This is a genomic window from Actinoallomurus sp. NBC_01490 (assembly GCF_036227085.1).
Taxonomy (GTDB): domain Bacteria; phylum Actinomycetota; class Actinomycetes; order Streptosporangiales; family Streptosporangiaceae; genus Actinoallomurus; species Actinoallomurus oryzae.
In genome coordinates, this window is the sequence record NZ_CP109433.1 from 4824381 (window position 1) to 4842635 (window position 18255).

General features: G+C 70.8%; 12 protein-coding genes. 3 read left to right on the plus strand and 9 right to left on the minus strand.

What is annotated here, in order from left to right; translation table 11 throughout:
• Positions 1–58 precede the first annotated feature (58 nt).
• From OG417_RS22850 to OG417_RS22875, 6 genes are all read right to left on the minus strand, one after another.
• Positions 59–1441 (minus strand): DNRLRE domain-containing protein, encoded by a 1383-nt coding sequence (locus tag OG417_RS22850; RefSeq protein WP_329259590.1) that lies wholly within the window; start codon positions 1439–1441, stop codon positions 59–61.
• Positions 1442–1566: 125 nt separating this feature from the next.
• Positions 1567–4740, minus strand: a complete 3174-nt coding sequence (locus tag OG417_RS22855) for a glycoside hydrolase family 38 C-terminal domain-containing protein (protein WP_329259594.1) — start codon at positions 4738–4740, stop codon at positions 1567–1569.
• Between the two features lie 58 nt (positions 4741–4798).
• The gene (locus tag OG417_RS22860; protein WP_329259596.1) at positions 4799–5983 is read right to left on the minus strand and encodes a glycoside hydrolase family 76 protein; all 1185 of its coding nucleotides are present in this window, start codon (positions 5981–5983) and stop codon (positions 4799–4801) included.
• A 37-nt stretch (positions 5984–6020) separates the two neighbouring features.
• Entirely contained in the window at positions 6021–6836 is an 816-nt protein-coding gene (locus tag OG417_RS22865; protein ID WP_329259598.1) for a carbohydrate ABC transporter permease, read from the minus strand.
• 3 nt (positions 6837–6839) lie between these two features.
• The gene (locus OG417_RS22870) at positions 6840–7715 is read right to left on the minus strand and encodes a carbohydrate ABC transporter permease (RefSeq protein WP_329259601.1); all 876 of its coding nucleotides are present in this window, start codon (positions 7713–7715) and stop codon (positions 6840–6842) included.
• 83 nt (positions 7716–7798) lie between these two features.
• Complete coding sequence (locus OG417_RS22875) at positions 7799–9112, minus strand: ABC transporter substrate-binding protein (RefSeq protein WP_329259604.1); 1314 nt, start codon at positions 9110–9112, stop codon at positions 7799–7801.
• 136 nt (positions 9113–9248) lie between these two features.
• On the opposite strand from OG417_RS22875, the gene OG417_RS22880 reads away from it, so the two are divergent.
• The 3 genes from OG417_RS22880 to OG417_RS22890 are packed head-to-tail and all read left to right on the plus strand — an operon-like array spanning position 9249 to position 12987.
• Positions 9249–10970 carry a class I mannose-6-phosphate isomerase gene (locus tag OG417_RS22880; protein ID WP_329259607.1) on the plus strand — a complete coding sequence of 574 codons (1722 nt, stop codon included), beginning with the start codon at positions 9249–9251 and terminating at the stop codon, positions 10968–10970.
• The gene (locus OG417_RS22885; RefSeq protein WP_329259609.1) at positions 10967–11902 is read left to right on the plus strand and encodes an ROK family protein; all 936 of its coding nucleotides are present in this window, start codon (positions 10967–10969) and stop codon (positions 11900–11902) included. The genes OG417_RS22880 and OG417_RS22885 overlap by 4 nt, the downstream gene beginning before the upstream one ends.
• A gap of 41 nt (positions 11903–11943) precedes the next feature.
• Positions 11944–12987, plus strand: a complete 1044-nt coding sequence (locus tag OG417_RS22890) for a LacI family DNA-binding transcriptional regulator (protein ID WP_329259611.1) — start codon at positions 11944–11946, stop codon at positions 12985–12987.
• A 58-nt stretch (positions 12988–13045) separates the two neighbouring features.
• On the opposite strand, the gene OG417_RS22895 is transcribed toward OG417_RS22890, so the two are convergent.
• The 3 genes from OG417_RS22895 to OG417_RS22905 all read right to left on the minus strand — a co-directional run bounded on the left by OG417_RS22895 (position 13046) and on the right by OG417_RS22905 (position 18173).
• On the minus strand, positions 13046–14893 hold the full coding sequence (locus OG417_RS22895; protein WP_329259614.1) for a hypothetical protein: 1848 nt from the start codon (positions 14891–14893) through the stop codon (positions 13046–13048).
• 124 nt (positions 14894–15017) lie between these two features.
• Positions 15018–15842: a uroporphyrinogen-III synthase gene (locus tag OG417_RS22900; protein WP_329259617.1), complete on the minus strand. Its 825-nt coding sequence runs from the start codon at positions 15840–15842 to the stop codon at positions 15018–15020.
• A 159-nt stretch (positions 15843–16001) separates the two neighbouring features.
• Positions 16002–18173 carry an FUSC family protein gene (locus OG417_RS22905; RefSeq protein ID WP_329259620.1) on the minus strand — a complete coding sequence of 724 codons (2172 nt, stop codon included), beginning with the start codon at positions 18171–18173 and terminating at the stop codon, positions 16002–16004.
• Between the last annotated feature and the right edge of the window lie 82 nt (positions 18174–18255).

Genomic DNA, 18255 nt, shown 5'->3' on the forward strand with positions numbered 1-18255 from the left:
GCAGGGTCAGCTCACCGCCCGCTTCACCAGCGCGCTGATCCGCGCCTCCCTTGACGGCCTAGGCAAGTGGCATCGGTGCGTACGGCGAGGGCCGCGTGGGCGTTCGCACCTGCCCGGCTCGCTTGGGCGACGTGTAGGTGATCACAAGTGTCGGGTCCAGCCCGGGGTTTTCGTCCTGGAGCCCGGAGAAGGTCATCTGATTCAGCGGAGCCGATGTCTCGTTGTCGGCCTTGAGCAGCAGCCCGTGCGTCGAGCCGGGTGAGTCGATCCAGTCGCGTACGGGCGCGGTCGCGTCGACGTCGCACGTCATCGGATCGTCGTGGTCCTTGGCCGGAATGACTCTGCCGGCTGGTTCGCCGTAGTCGCCTCCGGGGTCGGTCCACGCTTTTCCGGCCGCCGCGTTGTTCCATGTCGCCTGGGAACCGGTGAACGGGCGACGCAGCTCATAAAGCCGGAACGGGTCGGGCCGGCCCGACCTGGAGCCGCGGGTACAGTTCCACAGGCTCAGATGTGCCTCGACCTTGGCCGCGTGGCGGAGCATCGCCGGTAGTGGGCCGAAACGGAAGATCACGCGGTCGACGCCGGTGCCGGCGGTGTGGTGGCCCGCCCGCAGCGCGGGGGAGTCCGAGTGGCTGTCGGCGGCAACGGTCTTCGGGCGGTTCGAGGACAGCGTCGCGGCCGCGTCGGCGCGTAGGACGATCTCGGTACGGCCGACCGGCGGGAACTGCACCGGCAGGTTCTCGCCTGGGATCGACGCCCCGGACCTGGTCCATACGGTCACCCGGTAGGTGTAGCTTCCTCCGTTCGGGCCGGTGAGGGCGGGTACGGCCGAGTCGACGTACCTGGTGTCGTGCGGGCCCAGCCTCGCGATCACCTCCGACGTTGGGGCTGTGAAGGGTTTGTACGGGCCACTGCGGTACACCAGATACCCCATGACGTCGCCGGCGGGGAGGCTGGTCTCGCCGTCGTGGCTCAAATAGGTCGAGACGCAGCCGGCGATGGTGGAGTCCAGGTAGACGAGGTCGCCCTTGGTCCCGACTGGAGTTTTGGGGAAGGGCCCGCAGAGGTGTTCCGCCCACAACCGGCTGATCTCGTGGAGCATCGCCTCGTGTCCGTCAGCGCCGGGCCAGCGGCAGCCGTACAGGTACAGACGATCGGCCGTTGTCGGTGACCGGCGATGCCGCCGTTTTTCGGCACGGCGCCGGGCGGCGAAAGCCTCCATCTCGGCGAGCCAGGCGTTTCGGCCGGCCTCCAGGATGTCCAGCGCGCGGATCAACGCCTCTTCATCCGCTTTCATGTCGCCCACGGTGCTCAGGTAGGACCAGGTCCCGTTGAAGCCGATCGGGCAGTAGTGGCCGACGGCGCATCTCAACGCGCGGTACCGCGCCCCGTAGGGAAGATCGCGATCTCGCACGCGACGGGCGTAGGTCCCGAAGCTCACGAGCCGATCATGTCCTGGGTGTTCGAGTGGACGCCATCGGAGGGAACTTCCGACTGACGAGCGGCGACGGCCGAACGTCCGGTGATGCCGGCCGGGCCACGGGTCTCGGGGAGGAGAACGGCAGGTCAGAGCTGTTGGCTTTCGGCGTGGGACGCTGTGGGCGGGTGCAGATGGAGGATGACCGCGGCTGTTCCGAGCGCGGGCACGTCGATCGGGATGGCGCCGTCCGGTTCCAGGCCGAGTTCGCTCGGGGCAAGGCCGAGGAAGTTGGTGCGGAGCGCCCGCGTGACGGTGAACGGGCTGCTCAGGCGGCAGGTGATCGGGGTCTCGGTCAGGGACTGCAGGCGGACAAGGAGCGCGTCTTCGCTCGGGGAGGTCAGGCCCACGAGACGTACGCGAGGATCGTCGACGGTCAGGAACCGGGTCTGCGCCGGTGGCCGTGCCTGGGTTTCGGCACGCGCGCGGACCGGCACGAGCGGGTGGCCGGTGACGGCCGCGACGCGTACGGCCAGCCGCTCGGCGAGCCCCGCGGAGGCGCCGGCGGCGAAACCGACGCTGTAGCGGAAGACGTGGTCGAATGCCTGCTGGGACGGGAAGTTCGTGTCCCAGATGTTGTTGTGCACCCAGGAGAAGACGGTGGCCGGCTCCTCCTGCGGCAACGACTGCGGGTAGGGAACGTAAGGGATCGCGATTCCGCCGAGCTGGACCAGGGGAGCGTCGGTCGTGGCCAACGCGGCGTGGTGAGTGCCGTCGCTCAAGCCGATCCAACGCCGGATGGCCCGCATGTGGGTGGCGGACCCCGGCACGGTCGGCAGCCCGGTGCCCGTGACGCCCCCGGTGGCCTCCATGCGCACCGCGGGCTCGTCCAGGGCGAAGGGGAAGGCGAAGAACGCGCTCTCCTTCGTCAGCGTCGCGGTCTTGTCGATGCGGTTCTCGATGTCGATGCGAGCCGCGTCGTGAGGCAGGTGCACCTTTACGCGGAGCCGCTGGGTGCCTGCCGGGGCGCATTCGTAGACGATCGTCTGGCCGGTGGCGTCCGAGGTACGGTCGACGAGTGCCGCAGGGGGTGCGGTCCGGCGTGAGGCGAGCAGGTGCATCGAGTCGTCGGCGACGGTCTTGCTCGATTGGTGGTTGAACCCGCCGGCCGTGGCGTACTCGTCGTACACGTAGCCGTTGAAGCCGATGACGGCGTCCTGCCGGACGAGCTCGCGCCCGGTGCCCTTGTCGACGATGGAGGCGATACACGCCTGCCTCAGGTCGACCGTGACGCGCAGGTGGTCGTTCTCCAGGACGGCCGGGTCCGCGGGCGCGTCGATGCCGTCACCGTCCGTCGCGGCAGAGGGGGCACCGGGGACGATGTCCAGGCGTACGGCGCCGCAGGCCGGCACGTCGGTGAGGGGAATGCGCAGGAACCGGCCGGCCGCACGGTGGCGTTCGTTGCTCTGCGCCTCCTCCGTGAACGGCAGGGTGCCGGTGCGCGCGTCGAGGACCTGGACGGCGTCGCTCGGCGCCACGGTGCTCTCGGGCAGGAAGATCCGTGCCGTTTCGGTACGCGGCCAGTTGCAGGTGTTCACCACGTAGTAGGAGGCCAGAGCGCCGGTGAGGGGCGCGAAGGCTTCGCCGAGCAGAGCGGCGGCGGAGTCCAGCATCGCCTCCGCGTCGTCGTGGGCGCGCAGGGCCTGGGAGTACTTCCAGTGCCACTGTTTCTCGCCGGAGCCGTGACCGTGTTCGCCATGGGTCCAGGGATCGCCGCCACCCCAGGTGTGTTCGTTGAACAGCGAGGCCGCGCGGTAGACGGCCGGCGCCGTCGCGGCGACGGCCGTACTGCCGGGCACGCCCATCAGCCGGGCGTAGCCGGCCACGGTCTGGGCTTCGGCGAGGGCGGCCTGGCCACGGCGCGTGGCGGCGAGTGGGACGGCGCCGGCGCCGACTCCGTCCACCCACCAGTCGCTCCAGTCTCCCCGGAAGGTCTCCAGCCGGTCACCGATCCGCTTTTCGGCGTCTTCGAAGAAGTCCTGGTTGCGGGAGGCACGCAGTCGCGGGAAGGCCCACTGCTCGTTCCAACGGCGCACCGTGTCGGAGATGATCCGGCGGGGCGGGCCGTTGTCCGCGAACTTGCCCAGTACCCGCAGGTGCAGCACGTCCCACGGATAAGGGTCGGAGGTGACGGTGTGATCGAGGATGGGGAAGCCGGGGATCCCGCGGCCCTCGTGGGGGTAGGGGAACTCGGCCAGCGCGCTGAGGTAGGCGGGCAGAAGGTCGTCGACGTGGTCGTAGGACTCGTCGAAACCGAGGATGGAGCCTTCCATGTACGCCAGGCCGTGCGGCGTGTCCGTACGCCAGACCAGGACGCTGTTGCCGCTGGGCGCCTGCCAGCGGAACAGCCGTGGCAGGTGTTCGCCGCCGACGAGGTGCGGTACGGCGCGCCCGGCCCAGTTGTGCGCCACGGAGAGGTACCGGATGCCGTTGGTGGCCAGGACGTCGGGGAGGCCGACGACCTGCCCGGGCACGTCGGTCTGCATGGCGGTGCGGATGTCGATGCCGTGCCGGTCGCGTAGGTCCGCCACGGGGCGCACGAGCTCGTGCAGTTCGTCCGTGGAGCAGGTCTCCGTATGGAGGTTGAACGGCAACGCCGTGAGCTCGATGCGGCCTTCGCGCACGCGGTCGAGGAAGTGCTCGACCTGGCGGTGGGGGCGGTGCGCCCGCCAGTCCTGGAAGGAGTGGAAGCCTTCGACGGCCCAGCGGAACCGGGCGGGTTCCGGGCGGTCGTCGGTGTCGCGGCACAGCTCGAGCAGCGAGTCGAGGTAGGCGCGGTGCTCGGCCATGACCCGCCCCTGCGGATCGGTATAGCCGATGTCGAGGTGGGAGTGCTGCACCAGGTGCAGTGTCCAGTGACGCTGCGGGCGCGCCTCGAACGCGAACCGGTGGCCTTCTTCCAGGTCGGGAAGCTCGATCAGCAGGGGAGTCGGCTCGTCCACTTCCGGCACCAGGATGCGGGTGTCGGCCCCGGGGCCGGAAAGGATCTCGCAGTGAACGGGTGTGCCCCCGCTGGTGGTGACCCGCGCTCGGGTGATGCGCGGCGGGGCGTCGTGCCCGGCCGTGCCGGGGCGGCGCACCCGTACCCGGATCGACTGGAGCAGTCCATCGGCGCCGTCGCGGCGGCGCAGCAGGGGCTCGCCGGACAGTCGCACCTGCGTGTCGCCGATGCCGGCGGTGGTGGTGACCACGCGGTCACGCAGGATGTCGCGCGCGATGTCGGAGTCCCACCAGGAAGGCCGGGTCAGCGGTGGCTTGGACATGGTGCCGTGGTGTCCTTCGCGTTGCGGAATGGTGACGGGTGCCGGGACGGTGGCCCGGCTAGCGGCGCGTGTGGGCCAGGGTGGCGAAGATCTGGACCATGGCGGACTGTTCGAGGGTCTCGGCCGGTGCCTCGGGGTCGTAGTCGCCGCCGCCCGACGGCTGGAAGCGGAACAGCCCGGTGGCGGCGTCCCGGTTGCTGTCGTAGGTGCCGTCCGCGTAGGCGCTCATGGCCTTCAGGTACGCGGGGTCGGGACGGACGGCGTCGAGGGCGAGCAGATCCTTGAGGTAGAAGGCGTTGAAGATGGCCGGCTGGTCGTGCAGGCGGTCCTGCGTCCAGTACGCCAGGGAGCCACGGGCGTCTTCGAGGGCCTTCCTCAGGTAGCCGGCGTCACCGGTGCCGCGGTAGAGAGCGGTGGCCGTGCCGATCATCGCGCCTGAGTTGTAGCTCCACAGTGTCGGGTTGGTGGTGCCGTCGTCTCCACGGTCGTTGGCGTACAGGCCGGGCGCCGTGCGCATGCACGAGTACACCCACCCGTACCACCGCTCGGCCTGGTCGAGATAGGCGCGGTCACGGGTGTGCTCGTACAGCCTGGCGGCGAGCTGGGCGGACAGGGCGGTGACGTTGGTGGCGCGGATGTCGTTGCCGGGCGCGTCGAACCAGTCCATGCCGCCGGGGCAGGCCTTGGCGGTATCGCCGTCCCAGGCGCGGGCGACGATGGGTACGACCCGCTCGGCCCGGTCCAGGAATCCGCGGTCGCCGGTGCGTTCGTACTGGTCGAGCTCGCTCAGGCCGACCACGGCGTTGTCGTCGTAGTACACGTCACCGTCCGACCCCAGCGGGGCGGGCAGGTAGGAGTGGTAGCCCGGCCGGTCGCCGGACGCGAAGTACAGCTCGACGGTGTCGAGGCGTTCGGCCGCGTCCGGGCGGTAAGCCGCGCCCGTACGCGGGAGCCTCTCCATGTCCACGGCTGCCGCGGCGGCCTCGCGCATCGGCCACAGGTAGGAGTGTTCCGGGTCCGTGGCCTGCCTGGGTGTGCGCTCCAGGTACAGGCCGTGGTCGTCGGGGCCTTGGTACAGATGTGCCTGCAGCGCGTTGTAGGCGTCGGTGGCGCGGTCCGCCCACCGGGCGGCGGAGGTGGGGCGTACGGGGTGAGCGGCCTGGGCGTACGCGGGGGTGGCGCCGCAGAGCAGGCCCGCGCAGACGGCGGTGACGGTGGCACGGCGGAGCAGCGATCGCGACATGGTCAATCCTTCGCGGCGAGGGGGAAGCGTGCGGGGATCAGCGGTGGATCTTGAGGCCGCTGACGAAGAAACGTTGTGCGGAGAAGAACAGCACCAGGGTCGGCAGGGACACGAGGAGGGCTCCGGCCAGTACGACCGGGGGCCCGACGTTGGAGTAGTTGCCCTGCAGGTCGGCGAGCGCGGCCATGATGGGCCGGATGTTGCGGCTCGTGGTCAGCGTGATGCCGAACATCAGGTCATTCCAGACCGCCACGAACTGGAACACGAAAACGGCGATCATGGCGGATCTGGTCAGCGGGACGTGAATCTGCCAGAACAGCCGCCACCACGACGCACCGTCCATGCGTGCGGCCTCGACGACCTCCCGCGGGAGCGTCAGGGCGTAGTTGCGCATGACGAAGAACGCGAAGGGGATCGCGATGGCCGCGTAGATCAGAACGAGACCGATCTGGGTGTCGTACAGCGACGACTTCGCGTAGGAGAGGAACAGCGGCCGGATGAAGACCTGCAGGGGCAGCAGGGTGCCGGAGTAGATGACCCAGAACCACAGCACCCGCCGCCGCACGGGCATGATGACGGTGGCGAAGGCGGCGAACGAGGCCACCACCACGGCGGCCAGCGCGCTGACGACGGCGTACAGCAGACTGTTGGCGAGCGCCGGCCCGAGGTGGGCCTTGTCCCAGGCCTGGGACATGTTGCCGAACAGCCCGAAGCCCTGGGGCAGCCAGTGCGGTCCACCGGAGTAACTCTCGCTCGGCACCAGCGCGTTGACCACGAGGAGCCAGGTCGGAATCAGCCACAGCACGGCGAGCACCGCGACGGTGCCGCCCCGCAGGACTCGGCCAAGGGACATGGGTCATTCGCCTTTCACGTCGAGCTGACGGCGCAGATAGAGCCAGGAGGCCGCCAGCACGATCACGGTGAGGACGACCGCGATCGCCGCTCCCGCGCCGGGCCGCAGCTCCAGGAAGGTCTCGTTGTACATGGACACCGCAAGGGTCTCCGTGGCCCGTCCGGGCCCTCCCTGGGTGAGCACCCAGATCAGGTCGAACGATTTGAGGCCGTTGACGAGGCTCATGCCGATCACGATGATCGAGATGGGCCGGAGCTGGGGCAGGACGATGTGACGGAACTGCTGCCAGCTTCCCGCGCCGTCCAGGGCGCCGGCCTCGAGCGTCTCCGGCGGGATGGACTGCAGGCCGACCAGGAAGAGGATGACGGCCACGCCGGTGGCCTGCCAGGCGTTGGCGAGGATCATCACCAGGGTGTTGCCCGGCCAGGTCAGCAGCCACCCGTGAGCCAGTGAGCCCAGACCCAGGGTGGTCAGGACCTGGTTGACGGCGCCGTCGGTGGTGAGCATGAAGTTCCAGACCACCGCCACCGCGGAGCCCGAGAGCGCGTAGGGGAGCACCACGCACAGCCGCGCGAGACGCGACCAGCGGGTGGCGTTGGTCATGCAGGCGATGGCCAGCCCGAGCACGAAGGGGAGCACGACCGTGCCCACCACCCACATCGCCGTGTTCTCGACGGAGCGGAACAACGCCGGGTCGGAGGCGAACCTCGCGTAGTTTCCGAACCAGCTGAACCGTGAGGTCCGGCTGTCGCTGAAGAAGCCGCGGTAGATGGTCCACACGAACGGGACGAGCAGGAAGACGGTGACCAGGAGCACGGCCGGGGCCATGAACCCCCCGGCCGCCAGGCGCTCACGCCTCCTGCGCCAGGCGTTCGTCACCGCCGAACGCCGTGTACCGCCGGAGCGCGCTGCCGGCCTTCCGCCGCCCGCGGCAGGGATGGGCCGGTCGGTCGTCGATGTACTCATGCCTCGTCACGCCTCCAGGCCGCCCATTCGTCTTGTGCACGCTCCTGCATCCGGCGCAGCGTGGTGGCCGGGGAGGTCTGCCCGGCCATGAATCCGCCCAGGTCATCGGCGTTGCCCTGGATGAGGCTCGGCGGGCTGGCCTCCCAGTAGCGGACCAGTGGAATCCGTTGCTCCCGGGCGATGTCCGCCTGGAGGCGGGCCACGACCGGGTTGCTCGACCGCACCGTCGGATTGGCGGAGCTGTCCTCCAGGAAGTCGCTCCACACCCGCTGGACGGACGGGTCGAGCCACGCCCCGACATTCGCCATGGCGGCCTTGTGCGAGGAGGCACGGCTGGGCACCACGAAGACACCCGACTCGGCGATCACACTCTTCGGGGTGGACGGCCGCACCGTGGGAAGGATGAAGGCACCGTAGTCGACGTCCGCCTTCATGCCCGCGGCGGTCATCCCCTGCGCCTGCCATGTGCCGTGCAGGAACATGCCCACCGTGCCGGCCTTCAGCGCCCCGGGGCCACGTGCCTGGTCGAAGTCGGGGGACGTCATCCAGCCCTTGCGCATGAAGTCGTACCAGATGTTCATCGCCTGGCGGGCCGCGTCGTCCGTATAGGACGCCTGGCCCGCCACCAGCCGCTGGTAGAAGCGCGGGTCGACCTTGGTGACCAGCTCCTGGAACCACTCGATCGCGGGCCAGCCGCCGACCTGACTGGCGAGGAACGGCGTGATCTTGTTGCGCTTGAGCACCTCCGCGCAGTGCAGCAGTTCGGCCCAGCTGCCCGGGGCGGACAGTCCCAGCCTCTGGAACACCGGCTTGCTGTAGAACAGCACGTAGTACGACTCGTACAGCGGGACGCCGTAGACCTTCCCGTGATACGACATCGCCTCGCGTGCGCTGCCGCGCACCCACCCTTTGGCCGCGTACGTCCCCCAGACGTCCGTCAGGTCCGTCAGCCCGCCCGCGCGCGCCAGGCGCTTGAGCTGGTAACCGGAAGCCCACTTGACCAGGTCGGTGGCCTTCGAGGTCTGCAGGGTCATCTGGACGACCTGCTGGTAGGAGGTCACCGAGGGATTCGACAACGGCCGCAGCGCATAGCCGGTGATCTTCTTCAGTTGTCGTCCGGCCGAGAGATATCCCTCGTCCCAGGTGGCGTTGTCGTTGGAGATGCTGGTGGTCCCCGGCTGCGCCGACGTGCTCTCTCCGCGAGCGCACCCCTCCACCGCGAGCGTGGCCGCGCCCGCGGCCATCCCGGCGAGGAAGCGACGCCGGGCGAGCGGCACGGCCGCGCGGCGGGTCCTGCCCGATGCTGACATTGATCACCTTGGTGTCGCCGGTTGTGTGTTGCGTGGATGTTAACGACACCATTCCGCAGTGGCAAGAGTCACGAAGCAGATGGCTCCATACTCTTGTTATCGTTAACGAAGCCATGGAGCCCAGTGAGGAGCAGATGTGCAGCTTGCGCCGCGTTCGTACGATCCCCACCCCAGCTACCGGCCGGTTGACGGGTCGGTGATCACCGGCTGGTCCGCTGCTGTCGCCGAGCTGCCGGTCGGCCCGCTGGTCCTCTCGGTCGACGGTCCCGCCGCCCTGGATTGGGAGGCGCTGGCCGACGGGCTGGCGGCGGCCGTGCGCTCGGCGGGGCGCGAGGTGGAGTTGCTGGACGTGCGCGGTCACCATGCACCGTCGGCCGCGGAGCGGATCGTGGCTCGGCCCGTCCCCGCCGACGACCCGTTCTTCACCCCGCTGTCCGAGGCGCGGATCGCGGACCTGTTCGACTCCGTTCCCCGGCCCGGCCGGCCCGTGGACGACGGCGTCGTGGTGGCGTTCGGGCCGGGCGCGGCGCTGTGTGAGCCGGACGTGTTGTGGTACGCGGACCTGCCGAAACGCTATGCGGAGGCCGCCGTGGCACAGGGCCACCTGCCGGTGGGCGTCAACCTCGGCCGCCCCGGCGAGGCCGGTGATCTGGTGCGCCTGTTCTACACCGACTGGCCCATCCTGGACCGGCACCGCGACGCGATCGCGGGACGGGTCGAGCGGTGGTTCGACCTGCAGGATGCCGCTTCGCCCACCTCGCTGGCCGGCGCCACGTTGCGCGGCACCCTGGCCCACCTCGTCCAGGGCCCGGTGCGCACCCGCCCGTACTTCAACTCCACCCCGTGGGGAGGACGGTGGGCCGCGAGCGAACTCGGCTTCACCCCCCAGGCCGGCAACACGGCCCTGGGCTATGAACTGATCGCGCCTGAGGCGGGGATCCTCGTCGAAGACGAGAGCGGGGCGCGGGTCGAGGTCCCGTTCCAGCTCCTGTGCGTCCGCCACCCGAGGGAACTGCTCGGTGAAGAGGTGCATCGCCGTTTCGGCACCTCCTTCCCCATCCGGTTCGACTACCTCGACACGATGGGAGGCGGCAACCTGTCCCTGCACTGCCACCCCCAAGAGCAGTACATGCGGGAGGTGTTCGGCTGGCCGTACACCCAGCACGAGACGTACTACGTCACGGCCAGCGAGGCGGGCGCCCAGGTGCTGCTCGGTCTCACCGAGCAGGCGGACCTCGACCTCATGCGGCGCCAGGTGGAAGACGCCATCGCGAATGGCACCCCCATGCCCGTCGAGGACCACATCCAGACCCACCCGGCCACGGTGGGTCGGCTGTTCATGATCCCCGCGGGCACCCCGCACGCCTCCGGGGCGGGCAACCTGGTGCTGGAGGTCAGCGCGACGCCGTACCTGTACTCCCTGCGCTTCTACGACTGGCTCCGCAAGGACGCCGCCGGCGCGTCCCGGCCCTTGCCCTACGAGCACGGTTTCGCCAATCTGGACACCTCTCGGCGCGGGGAGGACGTGACGAAGGATCTGATCCAGCGACCGCGCACGCTGCGCGCGGGCGAGGGCTGGCGCGAAGAGGTCGTCGGCGCCCTGCCGGAGATGTTCTACGCCGTGCACCGCCTGGTCGTGTCCCCGGACGCCGGCATCGCCGACGACACCGCCGGCCGCTTCCACATCCTCAACCTCGCCGCGGGCCAGGGCGCGGTCATCGAGACCCGCGACGGCCGCACCCACTCCCTGGCCTTCGCGGAGACCATCACGGTGCCCGCCGCGGTCGGCCCCTACCGTGTCCGCTCCGTGGGCGACGAGGAGGTGCACATCGTGAAGGCCCTGGTGGTCGAGCCGTGACCGTGACTCCGGCAGAGCGCGCCCTTGCGCCGATCCCCGTCCTCGACGTCGGCGGTACGCACGTCACCGCCGCTCTCGTCGATCCGGCGACCGGCCGCCCCATCCCGTCCTCGGTGACGCGCAGGCCGTTGGGCTCCCACGCCGCGGCCGCCCGCATCCTCGATGCCATCGCTGTGGCAGCTCTGGCACTGCCTGCCGGCCACCGGCGGTGCTGGGGCGTGGCCATGCCGGGCCCCTTCGACTACGACACCGGGATCGGCCGCTTCGCGGGCATCGGGAAGTTCGAGTCGCTGTCCGGCGTCGACGTCGGGGCCGGTCTGCGGCGGCGACTGGACCACCGGGCCGAGCGCCTGCGCTTCCTCAACGACGCCGACGCCTTCGCCATCGGCGAGTACCACGCAGGCGCCGCCGCCGGGCACGACCGCGTGGCGTGCCTGACGCTGGGTACGGGCGTGGGCTCCGCGTTCCTGCGCACCGGCCGGCCCGTACACGACGGCACCACGGTGCCACCCGCCGGATACGTCCACCGGCTGACCGTGCGCCACCGGCCGCTGGAGGACACCGTGTCGCGCCGGGCCATCCGCGCCCACTACGCCCGTCTCAAGGCCCTCCCCGCCGACCGCGCCCTCCCGGACGTCCACGAGATCGCCGTACTGGCCGAGGAAGGCGACGCCGCCGCGGCGGAGGCTTTCCGCTACGCTTTCGACACCCTTGGCCAGGCCCTGGCTCCGTGGATCGACCGTTTCGAAGCCACCGCCGTGGTCGTCGGCGGTTCCATGGCCCAGTCGTGGGGCTTGATCCATCCTGCGCTCTCGGCAGGGCTGGCCGCGGCCGGCGGGACGGCGGTGAGTGTCCTGCCCGCCCGGCGGCCCGCGGAGGCACCGTTGATCGGGGCCGCGCATTGGGCGCAGGACGCACCGAGCGCTCCATGAGGTCCGGGACGCCGCCGCAGGCAGGAGGAAGGAGAAGGAGCATGACCGCTCGCCGAGGCGGCGGGCCGACCATGCACGACGTCGGGAAACTCGCTCAGGTCAGTGCCATGACCGTCTCGCGAGTACTCAAGAACGACCCCGGCGTGTCCGAGGAGACCCGCGAGCGCGTCTTCGCCGCGGTGGACCGTCTCGGCTACCGCCGCAACGAGACCGCGCGCAGCCTGCGGCTCGGCGGCAGCGGGATGATCGGCCTCGTCGTCACCAACCTCGCCAACCCGTTCTATTCGCGTCTCGCGCTCGGCGTCCAGGAAGTCGCGACCGAGCACGGCTTCCGGATGCTGCTCAGCAACTCCGCCGAAGAGCCCGGACGCGAGCCCGGCATCATCGACGGCCTCATCGATCATCAGGTCGAAGGGCTGATCGTCGTTCCCGCCGGAAGCCGGCAGCAGCACCTGGCCGCCGCCATGCGCCATGTCCCGGTCGTCCTCGCGGCCCGGCCGCCCGCCGGACTCGACACCGACTGCGTGCTGGTCGAAGACTTCCACGGGGCCTTCGAGGCCACCGCGTGCCTTCTGTCCGAAGGGCACTCCCGCATCGCCTTCCTCGGCAACCCGCCGGCGCTCTACACCGGCGCCGAACGCCTGCGCGGATTCTGGGCGGCACATGAGGAGGCAGGCATCGAGCCCGACAACGCCCTCATCCGCCAAGGCCTCGTCGACGCCGCGACGGCCGAGCGAGCAGCCGACGAACTCCTCGACCGGCCCGACGGTCCCACGGCACTGTTCTGCACCAACAACCGCATCAGCCAAGGCGCGATCCGGGCCCTCTACAAGAGGGGAGCCGCTCTTCCCGTGGCGGGATTCGACGACTTCGACCTTTCCGACGTCCTCGGACTGCCGCTGACGCTCGTCTCCTACGACGCTGACGAGATCGGCCGGCAGGCCGCACGCCTGCTGATCGACCGCCTCCACCACCGGGACGCCGAGCCGCCCGCCTCCCGACGCGTCACTGTTCCGACCCGCGTCATCCGCCACGGCCTCCGCTCCGGCGATCACCCGAGCAGCGCACCGCCCCCCAGCGCATAACGCCCGTTCAGGTGCTCCGCGGAGGACGCGTCGCTTCGTCGCCCCGCGAGGTCGTCGATCACCCGCGCGTCGTTGACCGGGAGGTCGCCTTGAAGGCGGCCTTGCGGGCGGCTTTGGCGATCTTCTTGTCGGGGTGATGGTCGCCGATCAAAGTCAGGACCTCCAGGACGTCCGGGTGATCCAGGCGCCACATCACGTCGAGGAGATCCTGCGGCCGCTCATCGGGCGGGAGCGCTTCGCGGAGCCGCTCGGCGACGTCGTCCGGCTCCAGAACGGGGCAGGTCGCGGCGATCGAGTCGGTGAGGAGCCACGCCAGGTCCTCCGGGGCGGGCTCCAGCTCGGCCGGGGCATCGGGAGTTCCGGCACCGGCGAGGGCGACCTTGGCGTACGGCCGCAGCCGCGGGTCATCCAGGGCCTCGCGCCACCGCGGTTCGGCGGCGGCGCCGATCCGGGTGGCCAGCGTCGTGGCGAACAACCGGTCCGCGGTGCTGCCCGTGGCGGCGGTACGGAGCAAGTCGTCGGCGGCGGCCTCGGCGCCGCGCAGTTCGACCCAGGACGTCAGCTCGGCGTCCATCTCCTCCTCGACGCCGCCCTCGGCCACCGCGACCAGGTCCGCGGCGGTCATCTCCTGCGCCGGCGGAAGGATCGGCACGTCGACACCGGCCTGTTCCAGCTGGAGGCGTACGGTCCAGATGGCCGGCGGGGTGAGCCGGACCCATGGCGCGGCGTCATCGGAGGGCCGGTCGAGTTCGACCGCGCCGAGATCCCGTAGGCACTCGAGCAGCAGGTCGGCCGGGTCTCCGTGTTCTTCGGTCCATGCCGACCAGCTGCGTTCCGCGAGGTCGGGCGGGAGGTCGGCGGTCGCTCCGTCGCGGATCATCTCGTGGAGTTCGACGGCCGGGATGCCCTCGGCGCGAGAGAGGAACAACGCCATGACGACGGCGACACCGGCCCCGTCGAAGACGAGTCGCGTCTGCTCGTCCGGGTCGACGCCGGCGAACTGTTCACACGACAGGACCTCGGTCAGCGCCATCTGCCAGGTGTCCAGCACCTCGTCGTCGTCCGCCGACGGCCAGTCCCCGGCGGACGGACCCGTCGTCACATAGGTGTCGTGCCAGGACAGGAACTCGGTGTGTTCGGCGAAATGCCACACATGCGCGAGTTCGCCGGCGTCGATGCCGAGAGCGGCCGTCGCGTCCGCCACGTCGTCGGCTTCCAGTTCGTAGCCGTCGGCGATGTCGCGTCTCTCGCCGACCCAGTCGGCCAGCCGCCGGGCGCGGTTCAGCAGGACGCTGGCCCGCGCGGCCTCGGCCAGCTCGCCGTCTCCGGGCAGTCGCAGCGGCGGCAGCCGGTCCGGCAGTCCGAACGCCTCCGCGATATCGAGGGTCTCGTCCTCGTCGAAGGGGCCGGCACCCTCAAAGCCCGTCAGGTCGTGGTCGTTGTCGCTGATCCAGCGGTCGACGGCGCTCTGATCGGACAGATCGACGCCGTCGGCCGCCATGGACTGGGCCAGCGACCGCGCGGGCCCCCAGTTCGCGGGGTCCATCACCGCACCGGCGAACCGCGGTTCGATCCCCTCCAGCTCGGTCTCCAGCCGCGTGACCTTCGCCTTGCTCAGCCTCCCGGTGTTACGGCAGAACGCCAGCAGGTCCCGTACGGTCGGGATCACCTCGGTGGCGTCCTCGGCCTCCAGTACGGTCACCTTCCGGGGGTAGACCTCCAGCAGGAGTTCGCTCAGGTCACCCACGGCCAGGTCGGTGAGGCCGAGCCCCAGATGATCGTGCAGCAGGTCCAGGAGCAGCCGCGCCTCATCGGCGTCGCCGCCCGGCGGGCGGCCGGCCCGCTCCGCCCACCCGCGCAGCTCCGTGAGCACCGCCTTGGCCGAGTCGTCGAACGTGTCCGCCACGTCGTCGAACGTACCGGCCATCGCGCACCGGGCGGGGCCGATCCCACACCACGGTCCGGATCCGCGCCGGAATCTTTGCCGCGACGAGATCGGTGCGGCGCCGACGGCCGCCGTGGTACGGCGTTCAGCCGCGGTCGGCCCACCAGCTCATCACCGCGCGTACCAAGGCGCCGGCGCGATTGTCGGACTCGATCGTCACGGCGTATCCCGCGTCACGGGCGCCGTCTCCGGTCACCGGGCCGACCGCGGCGACGGCGACCGGGCCGTTCAGTGCCTCGCGTACCCGGTCGCCGATCCCGGCCGCGTCCGCCAGCGTCGCCAGGCCGTGGGCGGCGCTCGGTGACATGAAGGTGACCACGTCGAGTTCACCGGCGACGGCCGCCTCGGCGAGTCGCGTGCCCGGGCCCGGGTCGTCGGGTGGGGCCGAGACGTACGGGGCGAGCTTCTCGACGATCGCTCCGGTCTCCATGAGTTTCCCGTACGGATCGCCGCCCGCGCCGTGTACCTGCACGGCGACCACCTCGCCGGTGCGGACGTGTTCGGCGAGCCAGGCCTCGACCTGGAAATCGCGTTCGTCCGGAGCGATCCATACCGGGGTGACGCCCAGGCGCTTGAGCCCGCCGGCGGCCTTCTGCCCGCGCGCCACCACGGTCGCGTTCTGTAGTGCCCGCACCAGGGCGTCCCGGCGGCCGGTGCGTTCGGCGGCGGCGGCGAGCAGGCGCATGCCCATGCCGGTCGAGGCGGCGAACCACAGCGGCCGAAGCTCCACCAGCCGGTCGATGGCCGCGGCGATCGTGTCGTCATCGACCGGACGGTCGCCGCCGAGCGTCGGGCCGTGCAGGACCCGCGCCCCGCGGCGTTCGAACGCCGTGACCAGCTCGGCGCCCTTGCGCGCGGCGGTCACGCCGACCCGGATCACTGACTCCGGGCTCGCCGGCTCACCCTTCATAGGTCCTCACAACAGGTCTGGGAACTGGCGGCTCGTGCCGGTGACGACTCCGGCCTCCCGCGGCCGGCTCGCGCCGGCGACGGCGTGCGCGGCGCCGACGAGCACCGCGCCCTTCCGACCAGGCTACCGAGGGCGACGACGGGCTCATGAAGGGAAGGGCTACGGCCGGTGGTGGCCGGAGACGGGCGTCTGCCTGGTGGGGATCCACGTGGTCATGTCGCCGCCCGCGCGGAGGCCGTCCATCGCCCCGGCGAGGTCGTCGGCCAGGGCGCGAAGCGTGCGAGCCGGCCCGCAGCGCGGGACGGGCGCCGGAGGCCTCCTCATGGGGGTGTACGGCGTGTCGATCCTGAGCGTGTAGTCGCCGGTCAGCCGGCGCAGGGGCATGGTCAGGGGAGCGATCAGGTCCAGGTCCGGGACCGGCGAGGTCTCCATGGCCGCCGCCGTGGCCAGGGCCTTGGCGCGTACCGTGATCGCGCTGTACGAGGCGAGCCGGCGGGCCACCGGTGCGCTGTCGATGCCGGCGAGTGAGGCCCCGCCCCAGGGGTGGGTGGCCAGGGCGAGCTGGTGCATTCGTGCGTCGAGGCGGCGGGCCGACATCAGCAGATCCGTCCCACAGCCTCGGCCGGCCGTCTTGTCCCGTACCTCCTTCACGAGACTCACCAGGTCGCGGACGAACGCGTCGCGCGCGGCGGCCGTGGTGTTCCGGTTGTGCACCGGCAGGATCAGAACGGCGATGAGGGCCGCGACACCGGCGCCGACCGCCGTCTCTTCGAGCCGCGTGAGGATCAGCGTGTCGCTGAACTCGCCCAGGGCGTTGTACAGCAGTCCCATCAGCGTGGTGATGGTGAAGGCGAGGACCCCGTAGGCGACGCGGATGAAGTACACGGCGAGGAAGACGCACACCGCCATGACCGTGACCACGAGGGTGTCGTGGCCACGGGTGAGGTGTACGGCCGCGATCGCCGTCACCACGCCCAGCGCCGTTCCCAGCACACGGTGGGCGCCCTTGACCAGCGTCTCGCCGGAGGTGGCCGTGCCGGTCAGGACGATCAGGCAGGCGAGCATCGCCCAGTAGAACCGTACGGATGAGACCGGGAGCGCGCACAGCAGCGTCAGCAGCGAGGCCAGCCCGGCCTGGACGCACTGCCGGCTGTTGAGGGACAGGCGCAGCCATCGCGGGCCCCTGACGCCGCCGGCCTCCAGCGCCTCGGCCGCGGTGCCGAGCGAACCCGGGAGGTTCCCGGCGATCAGCTGGACGCCCGGCTCGAAGGCGGGCGTCGGCGGGCCGTCGTCCGTGGCGTGCCGGGGACCCGTGTGCGGCCTGAGGGCGTCGCACAGCCGATCGGCCGCGTCCGCCAGGCTGGCGAGGGGGAGGCCTTCGCTCTGGTGGAGGCCGCGTCCGTCCAGCTCACGCGCGTGTTCGCGAGCGCGGTCCAGGTCGCGGACCGCCAACGCCCGGAGCGTGGCGGTGGCGGCCGAGAGCACCGGCTCCGGCAGCCCGGCCGAACCGGCCAGTGCGATCGTCGCCGTGGCGAGCTCTTCGACGGCGAGCTCGGTGGCGAGCAGGCGGGTACGCAGCCGGTAGGCGTGATCGTGTTCCACCGCCGCCGGGGAGGCCAGATGTCCCTCGGCGATGAGGGCGGCCTCCAGCACGTAGAACCTGCGGGCGTGCAGCTCGCGTGCGTTCTTGGCGCCCGGTTCGGTGAGCAGGTCGGCGCAGGCACGGGCCACCGCCGCGACCCGCAGGTCGAACGCGCGCAGCGCGGCGCCGAGCCTGGTCTGCGGACGCTGGTACGCCAGCCCGGCCATCAGGATGACGAGAATCGCCACCGCGGACAGGAACACCAGGCACAGGGGCAGGAGCTGATCCGGGCGGACCCGCGAGAACGTCCCGAACATGTAGGCGAACCACCCCAGCAGCCCGTAGTTCATGCCACGGATGCCGAAGCGCCGCACATAGACCGCGACCACCGTCAGCACGACGAAGCCGAGCCGCGAGGCGAGAAGGTGGCCGTCGACCGCGACGGCCACGACCACTCCGGCGAACGCGACGAACGGCATCCCGGCGGCCGTGAGGAGGGCGTCGAGGCGGGTCCGGCCGGCCAGCAGGAACGAACCGTTCATGGCGATCATGCCGCCCAGCAGCATGGCGACCAGCGCCGGCAGCCCGGCGGCCGGTCCCACCCAGTGCTCGGCGAAGGCCACGCACGCCACCGCGAGCGTGGCACGCCACGCGAGATGCCATCGAGAGAGTCCGGGATCGGCGGCGACCATTCTGTCGATGGTGGTGCGGGCTCGCTGACCGGCCCGGCCTGTCCACCCGGACGTCATCGCATGGCTCCTTGTCGTGAGGGGGTAGGTACTGAATCCTATAGACGCTCCTTACAGGGGCATCGGCCAAGGTGCCTCGACC